Here is a 17,996-nt window from a genome sequence, read left to right as displayed (position 1 = left end):
ACCCCGTGCAACGGCAGATCTTCACCGATGAGCACGACGCCTTCCGCGAGACCGTCCGGGCCTTCCTGGCCAAGGAGGTCCTCCCGTACTACGAGCAGTGGGAGCAGGACGGCATCGTCTCGCGCGAGGCCTGGCTCGCCGCCGGGCGCGCGGGGCTGCTGGGCCTCGCCGTCCCGGAGGAGTACGGGGGCGGCGGCAGCGACGACTTCCGCTACAGCGCCGTCCTCGCCGAGGAGTTCACCCGCGCCGGGGCCGCCGGACTCGCGATCGGCCTGCACAACGACATCATCGGCCCCTACCTCACCGGTCTGGCCACCGATGAGCAGAAGCGGCGCTGGCTCCCCGGCTTCTGCTCCGGCGAGACCATCACCGCGATCGCGATGACCGAGCCGGGCGCGGGCTCCGACCTCCAGGGCATCCGCACCACCGCCGAGGACAAGGGCGACCACTGGCTGCTCAACGGCTCCAAGACCTTCATCTCCAACGGGATCCTCGCCGACCTGGTCGTTGTCGTCGCGAAGACCACCCCCGAGGGCGGGGCCAAGGGGCTCTCCCTCATCGTCGTCGAACGCGGCGCGGAGGGCTTCGAGCGCGGCCGCAACCTCGACAAGATCGGCCAGAAGTCCCAGGACACCGCCGAGTTGTTCTTCAACGACGTCCGCGTGCCGAAGGAGAACCTCCTCGGTGAACTCGACGGCGCGTTCATCCACCTGATGACCAACCTGGCCCAGGAGCGCATGGGCATAGCGGTCGCCGGGATCGCCGCCGCCGAACACCTGCTGGAGATCACCACCCAGTACGTCAAGGAGCGCGAGGCCTTCGGACGCCCGCTCTCCAAGCTCCAGCACATCCGCTTCGAGATCGCCGAGATGGCCACCGAGTGCGCCGTCACCCGGTCCTTCCTCGACCGGTGCATCGTCGACCACTCCGACGGCGTCCTGGACGCCGTCCACGCCTCCATGGCCAAGTGGTGGGCCACCGAACTGCAGAAGCGCGTCGCCGACCGCTGCCTCCAACTCCACGGAGGCTACGGCTACATGAGCGAGTACAAGGTCGCCAAGGCCTTCACCGACGGCCGCATCCAGACCATCTACGGCGGCACGACCGAGATCATGAAGGAGATCATCGGTCGCTCGCTGCTCGCCTGACCGACCCCGATCGTCACGCCCCGGTCCCGGGCCGACAACCACCCTCGAAAGGCAGCTGTCTTGAGTACCGAAGCATTCGTCTACGACGCGATCCGCACGCCGCGCGGCCGCGGCAAGGCCAACGGCGCCCTGCACGGCACCAAGCCGATCGACCTGGTCGTCGGCCTCATCCACGAGATCCGGGGCCGCTTCCCGGACCTCGACCCGGCCGCCATCGACGACATCGTCCTCGGCGTGGTCAGCCCGCTCGGCGACCAGGGCTCCGACATCGCCCGCATCGCCGCCATCGCGGCCGGGCTGCCCGACTCCGTCGCCGGGGTCCAGGAGAACCGCTTCTGTGCCTCCGGCCTGGAAGCGGTCAACCTGGCCGCCGCCAAGGTCCGTTCGGGCTGGGAGGACCTCGTCCTGGCCGGTGGCGTCGAGTCGATGTCCCGCGTCCCGATGGGCTCCGACGGCGGGGCCTGGGCCATGGACCCGATGACCAGCTTCGAGACCGGCTTCGCCCCCCAGGGCATCGGCGCCGACCTCATCGCCACCATCGAGGGCTTCAGCCGCCGCGACGTCGACGAGTACGCCGGGCTCTCCCAGGAACGCGCCGCCGCGGCCTGGAAGGACGGCCGCTTCGCCCGCTCCGTCGTCCCCGTCAAGGACCGCAACGGCCTGGTCGTCCTCGACCACGACGAGCACCTGCGCCCCGGCACCACCGCCGACTCCCTCGCCGGCCTCAAGCCGTCCTTCGCGGGCATCGGCGAGATGGGCGGCTTCGACGCGGTGGCGCTGCAGAAGTACCACTGGATCGAGAAGATCGACCACGTCCACCACGCGGGCAACTCCTCCGGCATCGTGGACGGCGCGGCCCTCGTCGCCATCGGCTCGAAGGAGGTCGGCGAGCGCTACGGCCTCACCCCGCGCGCCCGTATCGTCTCCGCCGCCGTCTCCGGCTCCGAGCCCACCATCATGCTCACCGGCCCCGCCCCCGCCACCCGCAAGGCGCTCACCAAGGCCGGGCTGACCATCGACGACATCGACCTCGTCGAGATCAACGAAGCCTTCGCCGGAGTCGTCCTGCGCTTCGTCAAGGACATGGGCCTCTCCCTGGACAAGGTCAACGTCAACGGCGGCGCCATCGCGCTCGGCCACCCCCTCGGCGCGACCGGCGCGATGATCCTCGGCACCGTCATCGACGAACTGGAGCGCCGCGACCAGCAGTTCGGCCTGGTCACCCTCTGCGTCGGCGGCGGCATGGGCGTCGCGACCATCGTCGAACGCATCTGACCTTCCAGGGCCTGTCGTCGAACTGCCGCCTGCCGCGCGACGCCTGGCACGCACGCTCGCGGCGTTGCCGAAATGCCCTGGTAGCTCCGCTACAAGACCATTCCAGCGCCTTGCGATCGCACGCACCAGACGCCGCGCGGCCGCCCTCCGGGCGACGACGGCAGTTCGACGACAGGCCCTGGCCCGGCCACACCTGCTTACGGAGAAAACACCGACATGACGACCGAGAGCACCACCATCCGCTGGGAACAGGACGAGACCGGCGTCGTCACCCTCGTCCTCGACGACCCCGACCAGTCCGCCAACACGATGAACCAGGCCTTCAAGGACTCCATCGCGGCCATCGCGGACCGCGCCGAGGCCGAGAAGGACTCCATCCGCGGCATCATCTACACCTCCGCCAAGAAGACCTTCTTCGCCGGCGGCGACCTCAAGGACATGATCAAGGTCGGCCCCGAGAACGCCCAGGCCGCCTTCGACACCGGCACCGCCATCAAACGCTCGCTGCGCCGCATCGAGACCCTCGGCAAGCCCGTCGTCGCCGCCATCAATGGCGCGGCCCTCGGCGGCGGTTACGAGATCGCGCTCGCCTCCCACCACCGCGTCGCCCTCGACGCCCCCGGCTCCCGCATCGGCCTGCCCGAGGTCACCCTCGGCCTGCTCCCGGCGGGCGGCGGCGTCACCCGGACCGTACGCCTCATGGGCATCGCCGACGCCCTGCTCAAGGTGCTCCTCCAGGGCACCCAGTACACCCCGCGGCGCGCCCTGGAGAACGGCCTCGTCCACGAAGTCGCCGCCACCCGCGAGGAGATGATCGAGAAGGCCCGCGCCTTCATCGACGCCAACCCCGAGTCGCAGCAGCCCTGGGACGTCAAGGGCTACAAGATCCCCGGCGGTACCCCGTCCAACCCGCGCTTCGCCGCCAACCTGCCGGCGTTCCCCGCCAACTTGAAGAAGCAGCTCGCGGGCGCGCCCATGCCCGCGCCGCGCAACATCCTCGCGGCGGCCGTCGAGGGCTCCCAGGTCGACTTCGAGACCGCCCTGACCATCGAGGCCCGGTACTTCACCGAGCTGGTCACCGGCCAGGTCGCCAAGAACATGATCCAGGCGTTCTTCTTCGACCTCCAGGCCGTCAACTCCGGCGCCAACCGCCCCAAGAACATCCCCGAGCGCCCCGTCCGCAAGGTGGCCGTCCTCGGCGCCGGCATGATGGGCGCGGGCATCGCCTACTCCTGCGCCAAGGCCGGGATCGACGTCGTCCTCAAGGACGTCTCCACCGAGGCGGCCGCCAAGGGCAAGGCGTACAGCGAGAAGCTGCTCGCCAAGGCGCTCTCCCGGGGCCGTACGACCGAGGCGAAGCGCGACGAACTGCTGGCCCGGATCACCCCCACCGGCGACGCGGCCGACCTCGCGGGCTGCGACGCGGTGATCGAGGCCGTCTTCGAGGACACCTCGCTCAAGCACAAGGTGTTCCAGGAGATCCAGGACGTCATCGAGCCCGACGCGCTGCTCTGCTCCAACACCTCCACCCTCCCGATCACGGTCCTCGCCGAAGGCGTCTCGCGCCCCGTCGACTTCATCGGGCTGCACTTCTTCTCGCCCGTCGACAAGATGCCGCTCGTCGAGATCATCAAGGGCGAGCGGACGGGCGACGAGGCGCTGGCCCGCGCCTTCGACCTGGTCCGCCGGATCAAGAAGACGCCGATCGTCGTCAACGACTCGCGCGGCTTCTTCACCTCGCGCGTCATCGGCCAGTTCATCAACGAGGGCGTCGCCATGATCGGCGAGGGCGTCGAGCCCGCCTCCATCGAGCAGGCCGCCGCCCAGTCCGGCTACCCGGCCAAGGTGCTCTCCCTGATGGACGAGCTGACCCTGACCCTGCCCCGTAAGATCCGCAACGAGACCAAGCGCGCGGTGGAGGAGGCCGGCGGCACCTGGCCCGGACACCCCTCCGACGCGGTCATCGACCGCATGGTCGACGAGTTCGGCCGCCCGGGGCGCAGCGGCGGCGCGGGCTTCTACGACTACGACGAGGACGGCAAGCGCGCCGGCCTCTGGCCCGGACTGCGCGAGCACTTCGCCAAGCCGGACGCGGAGGTGCCCTTCGAGGACATGAAGGAGCGGATGCTCTTCTCCGAGGCCCTGGACAGCGTCCGCTGCCTGGAGGAGAACGTCCTCATCTCCGTCGCCGACGCCAACATCGGCTCCATCATGGGCATCGGCTTCCCGCCGTGGACCGGCGGCGTCCTCCAGTACATCAACGGGTACGAGGGCGGCCTGCCCGGCTTCGTGGCCCGCGCCCGGGAACTCGCCGAGCGCTACGGCGACCGCTTCCTGCCGCCCGCGCTGCTGGTGGAGAAGGCGGAGAAGGGCGAGACCTTCCACGACTGAGTCCGTCAACAGGGCCTGTCGCGGGCCGCGTTCACCGTCATCACTCGGCGGTGAACGCGGCCCGCAGCTCCTCCTTCAGCGACCGCTGGAACGCCGTCACCAGCGCCTGCACCACGATCGGTTGCATATCGGCGGACAGCGACTTCATCGCCGCCACATGCTCCGGGTCGCCCTCGCGCTCCCGGTAGGGATTCCACACCTCGTCCCGGAACAGCCGGGTCATCTCCTGGGCGGCCGAGCGGGTGTGCTCCAGCAGCACGGTCCGCGCCGCCAGGATCGTCTCGTGCGCGATCGGCACGTCCAGCAGCTCCACCCCGAGCCGCAACAGCCCCGGATCCACCCGGTAGGCCCCGCCGTCCTCCTGCGGCCGGACCAGCACCCCCATCGCCGCCAGCCGCTCCACATCCGCCTCCGACAGCGCCCGCCCGGCCCGCCGCTCCAGCTCGGTCCGGGAGAGGTCCTCGCTCTTGTCCGGGGCCCAGGACGCGACGAGCGCCCGGTGGATCGCCAGATCGTGGGCGCTCAGGTCGGGCGGCAACTGCTCCAGATACCGTTCGATCGCGGCCAGCGTCATGCCCTGCTGCTGGAGCTCCTCGATCAGCGCGAGCCGCGAGAGATGGTCCGGCCCGTAGTGTCCGACCCGGCGGGGCCCGATGGCCGGAGGCGGCAACAGGCCCCGGGTGCCGTAGAACCGCACGGTGCGCACGGTGACCCCGGCGCGTGCCGCCAGCTCGTCCACCGTGAGCGTCGGCTCGTCGGTCCCCGTCGCCATCTCTGCTCCCCGCGGTCGAACCCTCGTATCGGACAGTGCCGCTGTCTCACCACTACTGTGAAAGTCTCCGGCACCGGAGCCGCGCCGTCCACCCCGGCTCCTGTGACCGTTCGCGATAGTTGGCGAGCCGACGTCAGAGAGCGATCAACCTACGCAGAGTTACTGTCCGGTCGAGCTGAAGCTGGCAGAGTCTCACTCGGTCTCACCTGGCCTGGCAGATCCTCAAGGGATCGAGGTACGTACAGCGGTCGCCTCGGGAAAATGACTGGCGGCGGCGAAGCCCGGGCAGAAGGCTCTCACCGTGACGCTTCATGAGAACGAGATCCGTGTGAATGAGACGGTCGTCCGGTCACTGCTGCGGGAACAGCGACCGGAGTGGGCCGACCTCCCCATCTCGCCGGCCGGTGCGGGCACGGACAACACGATGTACCGGCTCGGCGACCAACTGCTCCTGCGGCTACCGCGCACCCCGGACAACGCGAAGGCCGTACGGAAAGAGCAGACCTGGCTGCCACGGCTGGCGCCAGATCTTCCCTGTCGCATCCCGGAGCCGGTGCACAACGGCACGCCGAGTTCCGCATTCCCGCTCGCCTGGTCGGTGTACCGCTGGATCGATGGCGAGGAAGCCGGTCCGGGATCGGTCAGAGACTGGGCCGCCTTCGGAGGTGACCTGGCGACGATCGTGCAGAGCCTGCATTCCATCCCCCTCATGGGAGCCACTCGCCAGGGCGGGCTCAGCTGGTACCGCGGAGGTGGCCTGCACGCGTGTGACCGGTGGATCAGCGGGTGCTTCGACAACTGCCGAACGATCCAGGGCCTCGACCTCGACATCGCGCATCTGCAACACCTGTGGCAGAGCGCGCTCACCCTGCCCGAGCCTTCTGCCCGCCATGTGTGGCTCCACGGAGACCTCAAACCCACCAACCTTCTGGTCCAGCAGGGGAAGCTGCACGCCGTCATCGACTTCGGAGGCCTCTCAGTCGGCTTTCCCGACGCCGAGCACTCGCCTCTGTGGGATTTTCCACCCGGGGCCCGACAGGCGTACTGGGACGCCACAAGCCTCGACGACGTGACATGGCTGCGTGCCCGGGCGTGGGCCATCGCTGTCGGAGTCAGCGGGGTGTCGTACTACTGGGGCACCTATCCCCTTTTCGTCAGCGAATGCTTGTCGCGTCTCCGCGCGATCCTGGAGGCTATCGGCGAGCAGTGAACCAGTCCCGCACGTGGCGCTTCAGACGAACTTCATCCACGCGGATCTACACCACTCCGTCCCAGGCCACGGGGCACGCTCTAGGGGCGGCGGGCCAACAAATGGGCGTCGAGGAAGCCCCGCTCGGAGGCCGGGTCGTGGAGCAACCGAGCAACCGTGACGAGCCCGGCCCCGGCCAGCAACTCGGCAAACCGCTCGGCCGGCCAGCTATAGGCGGGCGTCACTTTGTGATCGAAGCGGACCGGCTCCGGTCCTTCGGTCCCGAAGAACGACACCAGGAGCAGGCCCCCTGGTGCCAGGACACGCACCTGCTCGGCGAGCAGTGCGGGCAGTTCCCCAGGCGGGGTATGGATCATCGAGTAGTGAGCCAGCACTCCGCCGAGCGCGCCGTCCTCGACCGGCAGGGCCTCCATTCGCGCTTCGTCGAACCGCAGCGCCGGATGGGCCCGCCGGGCGTGGTCGACCATGGCCGGGGAGAGGTCGAGCCCGAAGGCGTCCAGCCCCAAGTCGTGCAGCATGGCCGTCAGATGTCCGGGCCCGCACCCGACGTCGGCTGTCCGCAGGTTCCCCGTCCCACGCACGAGCTCGGCGAAGGTGCCGATCATGTTCCGCGCGAACGGCTGCGTCTCCAACCGATTAGCGAACATCGACGCATACAGCTCGACAACCCCGTCGTAGGCCGTCCTGGTCTCGCCCTGGTGTTCCAACACGGGAAGGAAACTAACACCCGTGCCGTTCGCAGCCGTTGCCCGGCCCCATACCTACCCTTCCCCTCGGGACTGATCGTTCCGTCACCTGATCACGAGACACCCTCAGTAGTTCGGAGAAGGGACAGTTACGGACAACTGCGGTGATCCGTGCCGACTGCAGGGGACTCCGTGCTGCTCTGGATGGGTGCTCCGTCCATCGCCTGTCTTGATCCGTTCCGATTCGTGCGTACTCAGTGATCTACTCACTCCGTACGTCGGTCTCGCCGAGTTCGAGTCAAGGCTGGTTACGGACGACGGGTGGCCGCGTCGGTGGACAGTGACGTGGCGGGTCGGGGAGGGCAAGGTGACCTGGCCTGTTCGTGACATGGCCTCGGTGCCGGTCGTCCAGGGTGATCCGGGGGTTTACGTGGCGAGCTGGCCAGGGGCACCGGCCAGGTCTGCAGTTCATGGTGTCGACGGGTCGGCTTCACGGGTTCGAGTCGCTGGAAGAGCAACAGCTTCTGCTGGCGCTGGACTACTTCGGGGTCGCTGAAGTCCTGCCGCAGCCGTTCCGCCTCGACTTTGACAGCAGCGAAGGCAAGAGGTGGCACGTCCGCCCCGAGGGCTTGATCGAGGATGACGACGCGATGAAGTTCGCGGCAACGGCACAGTCAGCATCGGCCTGCGGCTGGCGATATTCGGTCGCAGTTGGCTGGCGGCCTCACGTCCACAGCGTGCTCGACCACCTGTCGTCGCAGCGTCGGCCGCTGGTCGATCAGCTGGGCCTCCAGCGGGAGCTTGAGGACGCTGTTGCACGCGGGGTGGACAGGTTCGGCGACCTGGTGGAGGGAACATGCCTTCCGGCCGTCGCTCGTGCTCACGCTACTCATCTGCTGTGGTGGCGGAGGCTCGGTGTTGATCTGGGCAGTCCGCTGGGGGATGGCTCGCTGATCTGGCGGGGCCGCGCATCGGCCGGGGGGTCGTGATGGCTGCGGGACACGGTCTGCTGGACATGAAAATCGGCAGCGTGCTGCAGTTGAACGGCGTCGAGTGGACGGTGACAGCAGCGGAGCCTCAGTTCAGCCGGTTCGTCCTGACGGATGGTGAGGGCCGGGAGGAGACGAGGTCGATCCGCTGGCTGATCCACCACCCGGATGCGAAGGCCGCGGCGAACCGGCCGACGACGTTCGTCCCCGTCGGCCGGCAGGCGAGGTCGCTGGACGACCTGACCGAAGGACAGCGCAAGCGGGCCCGGATCAGGGCTGAGCACGTGCTGGAGGCGGAGACCGGCTTCCGGGACGGCCGGGCCGACCGGGCCCGGCCCGGTGAACCACGGCCTGCCTACGATCCCGAGCGGACGTTGCTGAGCGAGCGCCGGCGAGCGAAGGCGTCCGAGCTGAAGGCCCTGCCGCGCCAGGAGGCCGAGATGCTGGGGCTTCGGTTCATGAGCGAGCGAACGCTGGAACGGCTGTCCGCGAGATCCGGGGACAGCCTGCTGCTGGCCTGCGCAGACGGCCGCTGGACCGCCGCAGCGGGGGCCATCCCAGTGTCACTGAGGAAGTCCGCAAAGCGATCTTCGCGGTGAAGCGGGAGTGCAGAAACCGGTCCTCGATCACCATGGCTGCCCGGCATCGCCTTATGCACCAGTACATCCGGGAGACCTTCCCGTCCTTTCCTGTCAAGGACATCCCGTCGCGGATCACCTTGATGCGAGTCTGGCGGGAATGGTTCGGAAGCGGCGGGGCTCGGGCCCGTTACGCCCGTTCGGCTGAGGACGCCGAGGACGCGGACGTCGGACGGCGACTGATCGTCCACCGCCCGGGGCAGGTGATCGCTCTGGACTCCACGCCGCTGCCGGTCAAGTTGCGGGAGAGCGTGTTCGGCGAGGCGGTGTCGGCGACCCTGACGCTGGGGCTCGATCTCTACACACACTCTGCCCCCGGCTTTCAGACTGACGCTGGAGTCCGATACGTCGGTCGATGTCGCGATGCTGCTCAGAGACGTGATGCTGCCCCTGCCGATGCGCGAGGGCTGGGGCCAGGACATGGAATGGCCCTATCCAGGGGTGCCATCCGAGGTGATCGCGGAGTTCGCCGTCTACAAGAACCACGACCTGGTGGAGGCGCAACGGAGCCTGGGCTGCAACATCCTTCCGGCCCGAGCCTTCCGGGCCAGCGACAAGTTCGCCGTCGAGCGCGCCTTCTCCGCGTTCAAGACCATGCTGTTCGAGCATCTGCTGGGCTTCACCGGCACGGACGTCGCTGACCGCGGCGCCGACCCGGAGGCTGACGCGGTGATGACCCGCTCGCAGATGGAACACGTCATCGCGACCTGGATCGTGAAGGTCTGGCAGAACCACCGGCTCGGTGAATACGCGCCGTCCTGGGGGCCGGAAGAGGACCACAGCCCCGACTCACTGTTCGCCGCGGCCATGCACCAGGGCGGCTGGTCGATGCAGATTCCCGGCCCTGAGCTCTACTACAAGGTCTTGCCCAAGCACCACGTCCAAGTTCACCCCCGCCGCGGAGTGAAGATCCTCGGGCTCTGGTATTACGCAGACCTTCTGCAGGAGTCCCTATTCCTGCGGCCCTCGGGCCGGGGCGGCAGACACGCCGACAAGTGGGTCGTCAGCAGCGACCGCCGGGACCGGCGCCGGGTCTTCCTCCAGGACCCGGACGATCACGAATCCTGGCATGTGCTGCGATGGACCGGGCTTCCCCCGGAAGGCGAAGTCCCGGCCTTCTCCGACAAGACCGCAGCCGAAGTGCTGGCCACCGCACGTCAGCGCCGACTCGCTCCTCGCTCGGACGCCGACCTTCTGTCGCTGCTGCTGGAGATCCTCGGCGAGGCGGCACCCGTCGATCAGTGGCCGACCCAGCGAGACGAAAAGCAGGAGAAGGGGAAAGCGGCGAAGAAGAAATCGCAGAAGCGAGCCCGAATCGCCCGCTCGCGCGAGATCTCCCGCGCCGAGACGGCCGCCGCCGACCGGATCGCGGGCCGGCCTGCCGAGCCGCAGGACTGGCAGGAACAGGCCCGCACGGTCGGTCAGGCCGTGACCGCCGACCGGCGCCGCCGCCGCGAGGCTGCCGTGACCGCCGACACGTCCGTGCCCCGGCTCCTGAGTAGCTGTTTCGCAACTGGTGCTCTGACCGGATTGGTCTGCCGGAAGCTCTCCGTAGGCTGGTGATCGCCTACGAAGGGGTCGGAATGAACGGCAATCCGCTGTACCACTGGATAGTGCTGGCAGTGTCCACAGCGCTCATGCTGCCGATGCCGGTGGCGATACTGGCGGGGTGGACGCCGCCGTGGATGCGCAAGCGACAAGCTGGGATGCGGCTTCGCGCCTACGGCGTTTTGTGCATCTACGTCCTCATGCTCTTCAACGGTATCCCCCGGATCGCCGACGCTTCATTCGAGACGGTCACGGCCTGCAGCGGCGTCGGCTTGGGGTTCGCCGCCGCTGCGGTCCTGTTCCTGCTCTCGGCACGCAAGGATTCAGGCGCCCGGACAGCTGGCCCAGTCGCACCTCGGGAAGGCTGAGTTGTCTCTCAACCAGCTCGGGCCTGAGCCTCTATCGGCGTGCCCGACTGGCTGTCGTATCCTTCAGCCGTGACGAGCTGGTGGCGGTCTCTGGGTAATGCGTTTTGGGCCGTGGACCGGGCGCTTGGTGGACAGAGGCGTCCGACTCGGATTCAGAAGTGGGTGGCCCGGCACCCGGTCGGCGCCGGCCTCTGCATGGCTGTGCCCTTTGCGTTCTTCTTCCTGATGGTGTCGTCTGAGGACGAATCTGACGGCCCTGTGGTAGCAGCGCTGGCCGGGCTGGTTGTGTGGCTCCTCTTCGCTCTGACAGCGGCTGGGGAGCGGCTGCGGCAGCGTCGGCTCACACGTCTGGGTCTCTGGGACGGTTCTTGAGAGCTCAAGGATCGGATCTCGACGGTGACGTCGTTGAAGGCGAGCAGCTGTTTCTGACGCTGGGCCCGCTCTGATGGGGGACGTATCTTGATCGCGTGAAGAGACGGCGCTGGTGGTCTGTGGTCAGCTTGTGGGTTGCGTGGTGGGCGGCTATTACTGCTGCCTTCTTGGGCTTGGGGATGCTGTTCGATCAGCCGACGAGTCTCGCGGGCTGTGCGGCGAGTGCGGTGCTGGTGATTGTCGTCGGCGAAGTCGGTGACCGTCTGCGGCGCCGTTTCTTCCCTCGTCGGGGGACGGGCTGACGGATCGGCTGGTCCGCCTCTTGCTACTTCGTCCGGCCGGTTCGGACCAGACGCCTGGTCATAAGCGTGATCGCGGCCCAGGTGATCAGTGTCTCCGAGTGCTGGATGAGCCGTTCGTAGTCCCGGGCGTGCCGGCGGGCGTTCAGCATCCAGGCCAGGCTTCGTTCAACGACCCAGCGTCGGGGCAGCACGATGCAGCCGGAGGTGTCCTTGGGGCGGCTGACGGTCTTGATCGTGAGGTTCAGGTGCCTTTTTGCCCAGGTCACGAGCTTTCCCGCGTAGGCCCGGTCGGCCCAGACGATGGTGATCTCGGGGTGCATCAGCCGCAGGCGGAAGAGGACTTCCCTGGCGGCGGCAGAGTCGTGCAGGTCGGCCGGGGTGACCATCACCATCAGCGGCAGGCCGCGGGTGTCGACCACGAGGTGCCGCTTGCGGCCGTTGATCTTTTTGCCTGCGTCGTAGCCGCGGCTGTCCTTGCCGACGGTGGAGGCCGCCTTCACCGACTGGGAGTCGATGATCGTGGCCACGGCTCTGGGGCCTTTGCCCATCTCGCGGCGGAGGCGCTGGGCCAGGGCGTCACGGATCTGGCCGATGACTCCGGCTGCCGCCCAGCGGGCCATGAAGCCCCAAACGGTCCTCCAGGGAGGGAAATCCGCAGGCAGGGCCCGCCATTTGCAGCCGGTGTCCACGACGTATCGGATCGCGTCGACGACCTCGCGCCGGGGATGTTTCTCCGGCCGCCCGCCGCGTGTGGTGTCGCAGGCCGGCGGCGGCAGCAGCGGTTCGATCAGTGTCCACTCGTCGTCCGTCATGTCCGAGGGATAGCAGCGGTGACGCACTTCTCCTCCCGTCACTGACCCGCGGGATCGGTCAGGCGCTGGCGATGAGGTCGAGGGTGGATTCGATGGAGTTGAGCTGGGCGACGATGTGCTTGACCCACTTGTCGTTCGGATGGGCCGCGGCATGCGGGGCGACGGTGCCGGTGATGAACCGGCGGAACTGGGTCAGCTTCTCCCTGACCACCGCCCGTTCGTATGCCTCCAGCGCGGCCCGCTCAGCGCCGAGCTGGTAGCCGTCAGCCCGGGTCCAGATCAGGGGCGGCCAGCCCTTGGATGCCGCTTCGTCCCGCAGGGCCGCAAGCCCTGATCTGACCTGGCTGTCCGACAGCCCGCTGGCCCTGATCAGCTGGTGCATCAGCAGGCCAGCGGGCCTGGCCTCGAACAGGACGAACCGGATGGTGTCCGCGTGCCGCCGGGCGGCATCACCCTTGCGCCGTGAGGCGCGAGCCACAGCTACTCGCCCCGCAGCATGCGGGCCAGCTCGCCGTCCATGTCGACCTTGCCTGTGTCGACGGCGGTCTCGATCCAGTCGAGCGTCGCCCTCACCTTGGCCACGTTCTCGTGCACGATCGCGCGTTCGTCCTCGCCCAGGGTGCGATCGCGCAGACCGGGGACCGCCCGGCCGGCTGCGGCCACGAACGAGTGGCAGGCGGTGACCAGGTCCAGGAACTCCACCGTCCGGTCGATGTTGCGGACCGCCGGCGCGACCGGGCTGGTGTCCTCGAAGTGCTCGCGGGCCTGTCGGCCCCGCTCGACCTGGGCGTGATTGACCTGGTGGCGGGCGGTGTCGTCGCTCATCGCCTTGAACGCGACCTCGGGTCGGCGCAGCAGACCGGTGGTCACCTGGGTGGCGACGTGCTCGTCCCGGGTGAACTCCTCCACCACCCGGACCTTGTCCTGGTCGGAGACCTTGGCCGCCACCGTCGGACGCTTGAGGAAGTCGCTGGTCACCGTCGCGGCGACGTCCTCGTCCCGAGCCAGGTGGTGGATCGCGGTAATCTTCTCCTGCGGCGATGCTGGACGCTCGACCTGCCGGCCCACCTTGCGGTTGGCTTCGTCCGACGTCCACCGGGTCCTCCCCGCGGGAGGTTTGGTGATGGACGCGAACCGCTCGGCCTCGCTGTCGATCTGTCCCAGGATCCGGTGGACCCTGAACGACACGCCCCTCTGCCGTTTGTCCTTGGGCCACCGAGACGCTGTCCACCTGGCGCTTTCCACCGTCTTGTAGGCGAGTCCGATGTCCTCGGCCAGACGGTGCAGCGTCTCGCGGACCGTGAACAACTCCTGGCCCGGGGCCGCCTGTTGGCCGCCCCGCTCACGCATCGGCTCGATCTCCAGCGCGCGGTCCCCGATCGTGAATGAGCCCTGCGTCTGCTGTTCGACCACTTCCCGCAGCTCGGCCACGATCTGCTCGTAGCGCCGCTGGCTCACACTTTTGACTTTGTCGATCTCCTCCCGCATGGTGTTCCACCACCCATGCGGGCCAGGGCACGGAACTGGAGCCCGTGACGTGGACACGACCCGCTCATCACCGAGAGTCAGACCGCAAATACGCTGATCACAACGAATGACCGCAAGTGACCGCGTTCTGAACGAAAATGGAGTGAAGATGCGTTCGCGATGCGGTCACTGTGCCCGTTCGCCGAACGTTTCCTTCCGGCGCCGCCAGGCCCTCACCACACACCGGCGTGAGCAGTAGACCGCGTTCGAACGCCGATCGACCCCGGCGACCCAGCGGGCCCCGCACTCCGGGCACTCTGCCTCATCGACACCGCCCCGCACGGCAGCCAAGCGCTTGAGCAACCGGCGTTCCGTACGCCATTGCCTGGCACGACATGCCGACGAACAGAACGAAGCATCAGGCCGTGCCCCCGGCCTAAGCCGTTCGCCACAAGCCCGACAGTTCCTCTCCCCGGCCCGCCCGGTGCCCTTGGACACCACGCCAGCGTAGGACCCAAGGCTACTCAGAACCTGGGATCAGAAACAGCTACTGAACGAATCTCTCAAAAGCCGCCACCTGTTCCTGATGCCGTCCGTTCTGGCGGGCGACGAAGACGTGGATGAGGACACGGCCGACACCGAGGCGAATGTGTGAGGCTCGACGACCTCCCGGCAGGGCGGCTGGACGGCCTGCCCTCCCGCCGCCAGATCGCCGCCATGATCCTTGGCCCCGAGTCGCACCGGCACTCCTTCACCGGCTGGCAGCATTACCGCACCACCCGCGACCAGTTCATCCCGCCGCCTCGGCTCACCATCAGGCAGTACCAGATGCTGCCGACCGAAAGACGCTCGGACTACGACATCTACCGGCGTCTGACCAACGTGAACCTGCCGGTCCAGGAAACGCCGACGCTCGAAGGCGTGACGCGGCTGATCGACCGGCGCCTGCAGGGCAACACGCTGCGACGCAACAGCCCCACGATGCCGGGCGTGATGGTCAGCGGCTGGGGCAATCACGGCAAGACCGCCACGGTCTGCTCGGTTGCCGCGGCATTCGAGGATCAGTGGCTGGATTTCCACCACCACCTCAACCCGGAATCCGTCCCGGGCACGTCGGACCTGCACGCACCGGTCGTTTATGTCCAAACGCCTGTCACCGCCACCCCGAAGAGTCTCTGCGAGTCGATCCTGAACTTCTTCGGGCCCGAACGCTGGAAATTCACGCTCCCTCAACTGATCCAACTGGTCGCCGACTGCCTGCGAGACCACGGGGTCAAGGTTCTGATCATCGACGACATCAACCGACTGCGGATGCACCGCGCCGACGATCAGGACGTTCTCGACCTCATCCGGGCCCTGATGAGCTTCAACGTCACGCTCATCCTCACCGGAGTCAACATCCCTGGCACCGGCCTGCTGCGGGAAGCCCACTTCAGCCGCCGCGACCGCCAATGGGTGCTGCCACCGCTGGAGACCACACGCGTCCACGGCCTCGAAGTCACCCAGATCGAGCGGCGCTTCGAACTCGTGGAACTCGACCACTTCTCCTACTCGACGCCCTCCCAGATCCAGGCGTTCGTGAAGCACCTGCGAGGAGCTGAGGCCCACCTGCGGCTCTTGAAGGCGAAGAAGGGCATGCTCACAAACGGCTCGATGCCCGAATACCTGATGAACCGCACCGGAGGGGCCATCGGTCTACTCGGCCGGCTTCTTGAGGAGGGCGCTCAGGAAGCCATGGCCACCGGCAAAGAGAACATCACCGAGAACCTGCTCGACGAGATCATCATCGGCCGGGATATCCCCGCTGAGGAGGCCGGGCCGGCACCAACAGCTGTCCCTGCCGAGCCGGACGACGGCAAGAAGGTCACCAGGAAGACGCGCAGGGCACGCAATACCGTCTTCGACGACCGCGGGCCACGAGTCGACCCCGAAGCTCCTGCCGAAGCAGCGAGTTGATGCAGCGACCGCCCGCCGAACCCATGCCCCGCAGCCTGATCCCACTGCCGGGAGAGAGCATGGCCGGGTTCATCCTGCGGCTGTCCCATCGACTGCACGTCGCGCCCAGCAACGTCACGTGGCGCACGGGCCTGACCCCCTACCGCGTCACAGGCGGAATGTCGCCCGTCCGCCACCTGCTCATGATGGAGCCCCCTGAGGCGTCCGCGTTCGCGCACGCGACCCGCATGCCTACCGCGACCGTCGAACGGCTCACACTCCTGCCCTATCTCGGCCGCTATCCCCCCGTCGCCGAAGCCCTCACACGACAACCGAACGACCCGCCCCGCGCCCGGAACGTCTTCCCTTCCTGGCTCCTCGTCGGTTCCACTCGCTACTGCCCGGCCTGCCTCAAGGGCGACGGATCAGTGATCCAGGAACGACACGGAGGTGCCTGGCGATTGCTCTGGCACTTGCCCGTCGTCTTCGCATGCCTGGAACACCAGGTCCTGCTCCAAGACACATGCCCTGCCTGCCAGCATGCTGCCCAGAGCCGGCACCCCGAGGGCCGTCTCAAACTCGTTCCGTCTCCATCGACAGCAGGCCTCCACCCACTTCAATGCCGCAACAGCAGCATCAGCACAAGCGCCGGGAGAGCATTCTGTGGTCACCGGCTCGACGACGGCAGCGGCCTCAACCAGATCCGCCTCAGCCCTGAACTGGACGGCTTGCAGCGCACGATCCTCGACTGGCTCAGCCCGTCCGCGACTCCCCAGACCGCCTTCCATAGGTTCGCGGACTTGCAGGCCATGGCCTCGATCGTCAACGCGACCTGGCCACACACTGCGGACGCGACCCACCTTCCCCACGTGCTGACGGCAGCCCTTGACGAGCAGCACGCCGCCCAGCAGCAGGCAGCCGAATCCGTTGGCGGCAAACCACCCCACCGAGGGAGCCGCCACCCCAGCCTCTGGAGCACCGAACCGAGATCCTCAGCGGCCACGGCCGCGTTGCTCACCATCGCTCACACCCACCTCCGGCAACCCGTCCACCAACTGCGAGAGACCCTGACCTCCCTGCTTGAGCACGCACCGGAGACCCCCGATCGCCGCTGGGGCGCAACATGGGTCACCCTGCAACGCGACGCTTCCCCCTTGATCCGGCACGAGATCGACAACGCCTTCAGACGGCGCTTCCCCGCGCAACATCCTCCCGGCTCGTCCGATCAAGCCGATCGGACCGCTTGCGTCATCCCCGTCCGCGCACGTGGCTACCAGGCCGAGAACATCCCTCAGCACCTCCCTGACGAGTGGTTCACCCTCCTCAGCCAGGCCTCCCGTTCGAAGTTCCTGCCACGATCACCGCAGACCAATGGGCTGCGAAGAGCAGTCGCGGTTCAACTCGTCCAAGCTGTCACCGGCATGCGCATGGACGAAGCCGCCCGGTTCCTCGGCATCCCCACCAACTGGCTCGGCCCGTTCCCCGCCCCGCTACATCCCCTCCGTTTGATCTTCCAGAAGAAGCCCTACGACCTGGCCGGCGCCCTTGAACAGCTCGCCGAACACATCGCCGCTCTGCCTCAGCAGGTCGACTACAGGCAGCGCCGCGAGTCCTTCCAGCCCTGGAACCTCTCCACCGCTACCTGGAACAAGATCTGCCGCACCGTCCCCACCACGAGGATCGTTCGGTCAGACGACCAGTTCCGCGAGTGCTCCTCCGCGTTCGTCTGGTCACTCCTCACGGGCAGTGAATGGAAACTCGCCCCATGCTTCCTGCCGCCTCACTCGCCCGAGGGTCGGACGTTCACGCAACAGGACTCCAAGATCATCCAACGCCTCTCCTGCCCACCCGATCGCACCTGGAAGGCGGTGGCTGACCTCCTACGGCAGGCAGCCCACAGAGACCTCGCCTCGTGGGAGAGACGGCACCAGCAGCGACGCTCCGTGAGCAGCTAAGCCCCGGAATTGCCAACTATCGGGAACAGGCTCCGCCAACTACGTTGAACAGCTGGCGAGCGACCAGCGCCAATGCCTCCACGCATCCGCCAACTATCGCGAACGGTCACAGCACCGTGCGACCGGGG

15 protein-coding genes are annotated in these 17,996 nt (G+C 67.7%); 10 read left to right on the top strand and 5 right to left on the bottom strand.

Translation table 11 applies throughout. The features are described from left to right. Positions 1 to 5: 5 nt before the first annotated feature. The 3 genes from ACIQPT_RS33465 to ACIQPT_RS33455 all read left to right on the top strand — a co-directional run bounded on the left by ACIQPT_RS33465 (position 6) and on the right by ACIQPT_RS33455 (position 4,814). Positions 6 to 1,148, top strand: a complete 1,143-nt coding sequence (locus ACIQPT_RS33465) for an acyl-CoA dehydrogenase family protein (protein ID WP_401161517.1) — start codon at positions 6 to 8, stop codon at positions 1,146 to 1,148. A 60-nt stretch (positions 1,149 to 1,208) separates the two neighbouring features. Next, on the top strand, positions 1,209 to 2,423 hold the full coding sequence (locus ACIQPT_RS33460) for an acetyl-CoA C-acetyltransferase (RefSeq protein WP_401161515.1): 1,215 nt from the start codon (positions 1,209 to 1,211) through the stop codon (positions 2,421 to 2,423). A gap of 216 nt (positions 2,424 to 2,639) precedes the next feature. Next, the gene (locus ACIQPT_RS33455) at positions 2,640 to 4,814 is read left to right on the top strand and encodes a 3-hydroxyacyl-CoA dehydrogenase NAD-binding domain-containing protein (protein WP_401161513.1); all 2,175 of its coding nucleotides are present in this window, start codon (positions 2,640 to 2,642) and stop codon (positions 4,812 to 4,814) included. Between the two features lie 40 nt (positions 4,815 to 4,854). On the opposite strand, the gene ACIQPT_RS33450 is transcribed toward ACIQPT_RS33455, so the two are convergent. After that, entirely contained in the window at positions 4,855 to 5,586 is a 732-nt protein-coding gene (locus ACIQPT_RS33450) for a MerR family transcriptional regulator (RefSeq protein ID WP_401161512.1), read from the bottom strand. A gap of 301 nt (positions 5,587 to 5,887) precedes the next feature. On the opposite strand from ACIQPT_RS33450, the gene ACIQPT_RS33445 reads away from it, so the two are divergent. Continuing rightward, positions 5,888 to 6,796, top strand: a complete 909-nt coding sequence (locus ACIQPT_RS33445) for an aminoglycoside phosphotransferase family protein (RefSeq protein WP_030587125.1) — start codon at positions 5,888 to 5,890, stop codon at positions 6,794 to 6,796. An 80-nt stretch (positions 6,797 to 6,876) separates the two neighbouring features. On the opposite strand, the gene ACIQPT_RS33440 is transcribed toward ACIQPT_RS33445, so the two are convergent. Next, positions 6,877 to 7,506, bottom strand: a complete 630-nt coding sequence (locus ACIQPT_RS33440; protein WP_030587128.1) for a class I SAM-dependent methyltransferase — start codon at positions 7,504 to 7,506, stop codon at positions 6,877 to 6,879. A 446-nt stretch (positions 7,507 to 7,952) separates the two neighbouring features. On the opposite strand from ACIQPT_RS33440, the gene ACIQPT_RS33435 reads away from it, so the two are divergent. The 4 genes from ACIQPT_RS33435 (at position 7,953) to ACIQPT_RS33420 (ending at position 11,025) form a co-directional block, all read left to right on the top strand. Next, on the top strand, positions 7,953 to 8,471 hold the full coding sequence (locus ACIQPT_RS33435) for a hypothetical protein (RefSeq protein ID WP_401161509.1): 519 nt from the start codon (positions 7,953 to 7,955) through the stop codon (positions 8,469 to 8,471). After that, a complete protein-coding gene (locus tag ACIQPT_RS33430; RefSeq protein ID WP_401161507.1) occupies positions 8,471 to 9,070 on the top strand; it encodes a hypothetical protein in 600 nt (199 codons plus the stop codon). Before ACIQPT_RS33435 ends, ACIQPT_RS33430 begins: the two co-directional genes overlap by 1 nt. A 402-nt stretch (positions 9,071 to 9,472) precedes the next feature. After that, positions 9,473 to 10,672: a hypothetical protein gene (locus tag ACIQPT_RS33425; protein WP_401161505.1), complete on the top strand. Its 1,200-nt coding sequence runs from the start codon at positions 9,473 to 9,475 to the stop codon at positions 10,670 to 10,672. Continuing rightward, on the top strand, positions 10,669 to 11,025 hold the full coding sequence (locus ACIQPT_RS33420) for a hypothetical protein (RefSeq protein ID WP_401161503.1): 357 nt from the start codon (positions 10,669 to 10,671) through the stop codon (positions 11,023 to 11,025). The genes ACIQPT_RS33425 and ACIQPT_RS33420 overlap by 4 nt, the downstream gene beginning before the upstream one ends. Positions 11,026 to 11,722: 697 nt before the next feature. On the opposite strand, the gene ACIQPT_RS33415 is transcribed toward ACIQPT_RS33420, so the two are convergent. The 3 genes from ACIQPT_RS33415 to ACIQPT_RS33405 are packed head-to-tail and all read right to left on the bottom strand — an operon-like array spanning position 11,723 to position 13,999. Then, on the bottom strand, positions 11,723 to 12,538 hold the full coding sequence (locus ACIQPT_RS33415; protein WP_401161501.1) for an IS5 family transposase: 816 nt from the start codon (positions 12,536 to 12,538) through the stop codon (positions 11,723 to 11,725). Positions 12,539 to 12,569: 31 nt separating this feature from the next. Further along, a complete protein-coding gene (locus ACIQPT_RS33410; RefSeq protein WP_327372364.1) occupies positions 12,570 to 12,989 on the bottom strand; it encodes a RacP protein in 420 nt (139 codons plus the stop codon). A 2-nt stretch (positions 12,990 to 12,991) separates the two neighbouring features. Beyond that, positions 12,992 to 13,999: a DUF6192 family protein gene (locus ACIQPT_RS33405; protein WP_401161499.1), complete on the bottom strand. Its 1,008-nt coding sequence runs from the start codon at positions 13,997 to 13,999 to the stop codon at positions 12,992 to 12,994. Positions 14,000 to 14,629: 630 nt separating this feature from the next. Here ACIQPT_RS33405 and ACIQPT_RS33400 point away from each other — a divergent pair. Together ACIQPT_RS33400 and ACIQPT_RS33395 are read left to right on the top strand one after the other, a co-directional pair. Continuing rightward, positions 14,630 to 15,934, top strand: a complete 1,305-nt coding sequence (locus tag ACIQPT_RS33400) for a TniB family NTP-binding protein (RefSeq protein ID WP_401161497.1) — start codon at positions 14,630 to 14,632, stop codon at positions 15,932 to 15,934. Next, on the top strand, positions 15,934 to 17,868 hold the full coding sequence (locus ACIQPT_RS33395) for a TniQ family protein (protein ID WP_401161495.1): 1,935 nt from the start codon (positions 15,934 to 15,936) through the stop codon (positions 17,866 to 17,868). Before ACIQPT_RS33400 ends, ACIQPT_RS33395 begins: the two co-directional genes overlap by 1 nt. The last annotated feature ends 128 nt before the right edge of the window (positions 17,869 to 17,996 follow it).

This window comes from Streptomyces sp. NPDC091289, from assembly GCF_044757365.1.
Classification (GTDB): Bacteria; Actinomycetota; Actinomycetes; order Streptomycetales; family Streptomycetaceae; genus Streptomyces.
This window is presented reverse-complemented; position numbering and strand designations above follow the sequence as displayed.

Coding starts and splice junctions, on each gene's coding strand:
- ACIQPT_RS33455 (WP_401161513.1), top strand. CDS start 2,640: ATGACGACCGAGAGCACCACCATCCGCTGGGAACAGGACGAGACCGGC.
- ACIQPT_RS33450 (WP_401161512.1), bottom strand. CDS start 5,586: ATGGCGACGGGGACCGACGAGCCGACGCTCACGGTGGACGAGCTGGCG.
- ACIQPT_RS33435 (WP_401161509.1), top strand. CDS start 7,953: ATGGTGTCGACGGGTCGGCTTCACGGGTTCGAGTCGCTGGAAGAGCAA.
- ACIQPT_RS33430 (WP_401161507.1), top strand. CDS start 8,471: ATGGCTGCGGGACACGGTCTGCTGGACATGAAAATCGGCAGCGTGCTG.
- ACIQPT_RS33425 (WP_401161505.1), top strand. CDS start 9,473: ATGCTGCTCAGAGACGTGATGCTGCCCCTGCCGATGCGCGAGGGCTGG.
- ACIQPT_RS33405 (WP_401161499.1), bottom strand. CDS start 13,999: ATGCGGGAGGAGATCGACAAAGTCAAAAGTGTGAGCCAGCGGCGCTAC.
- ACIQPT_RS33395 (WP_401161495.1), top strand. CDS start 15,934: ATGCAGCGACCGCCCGCCGAACCCATGCCCCGCAGCCTGATCCCACTG.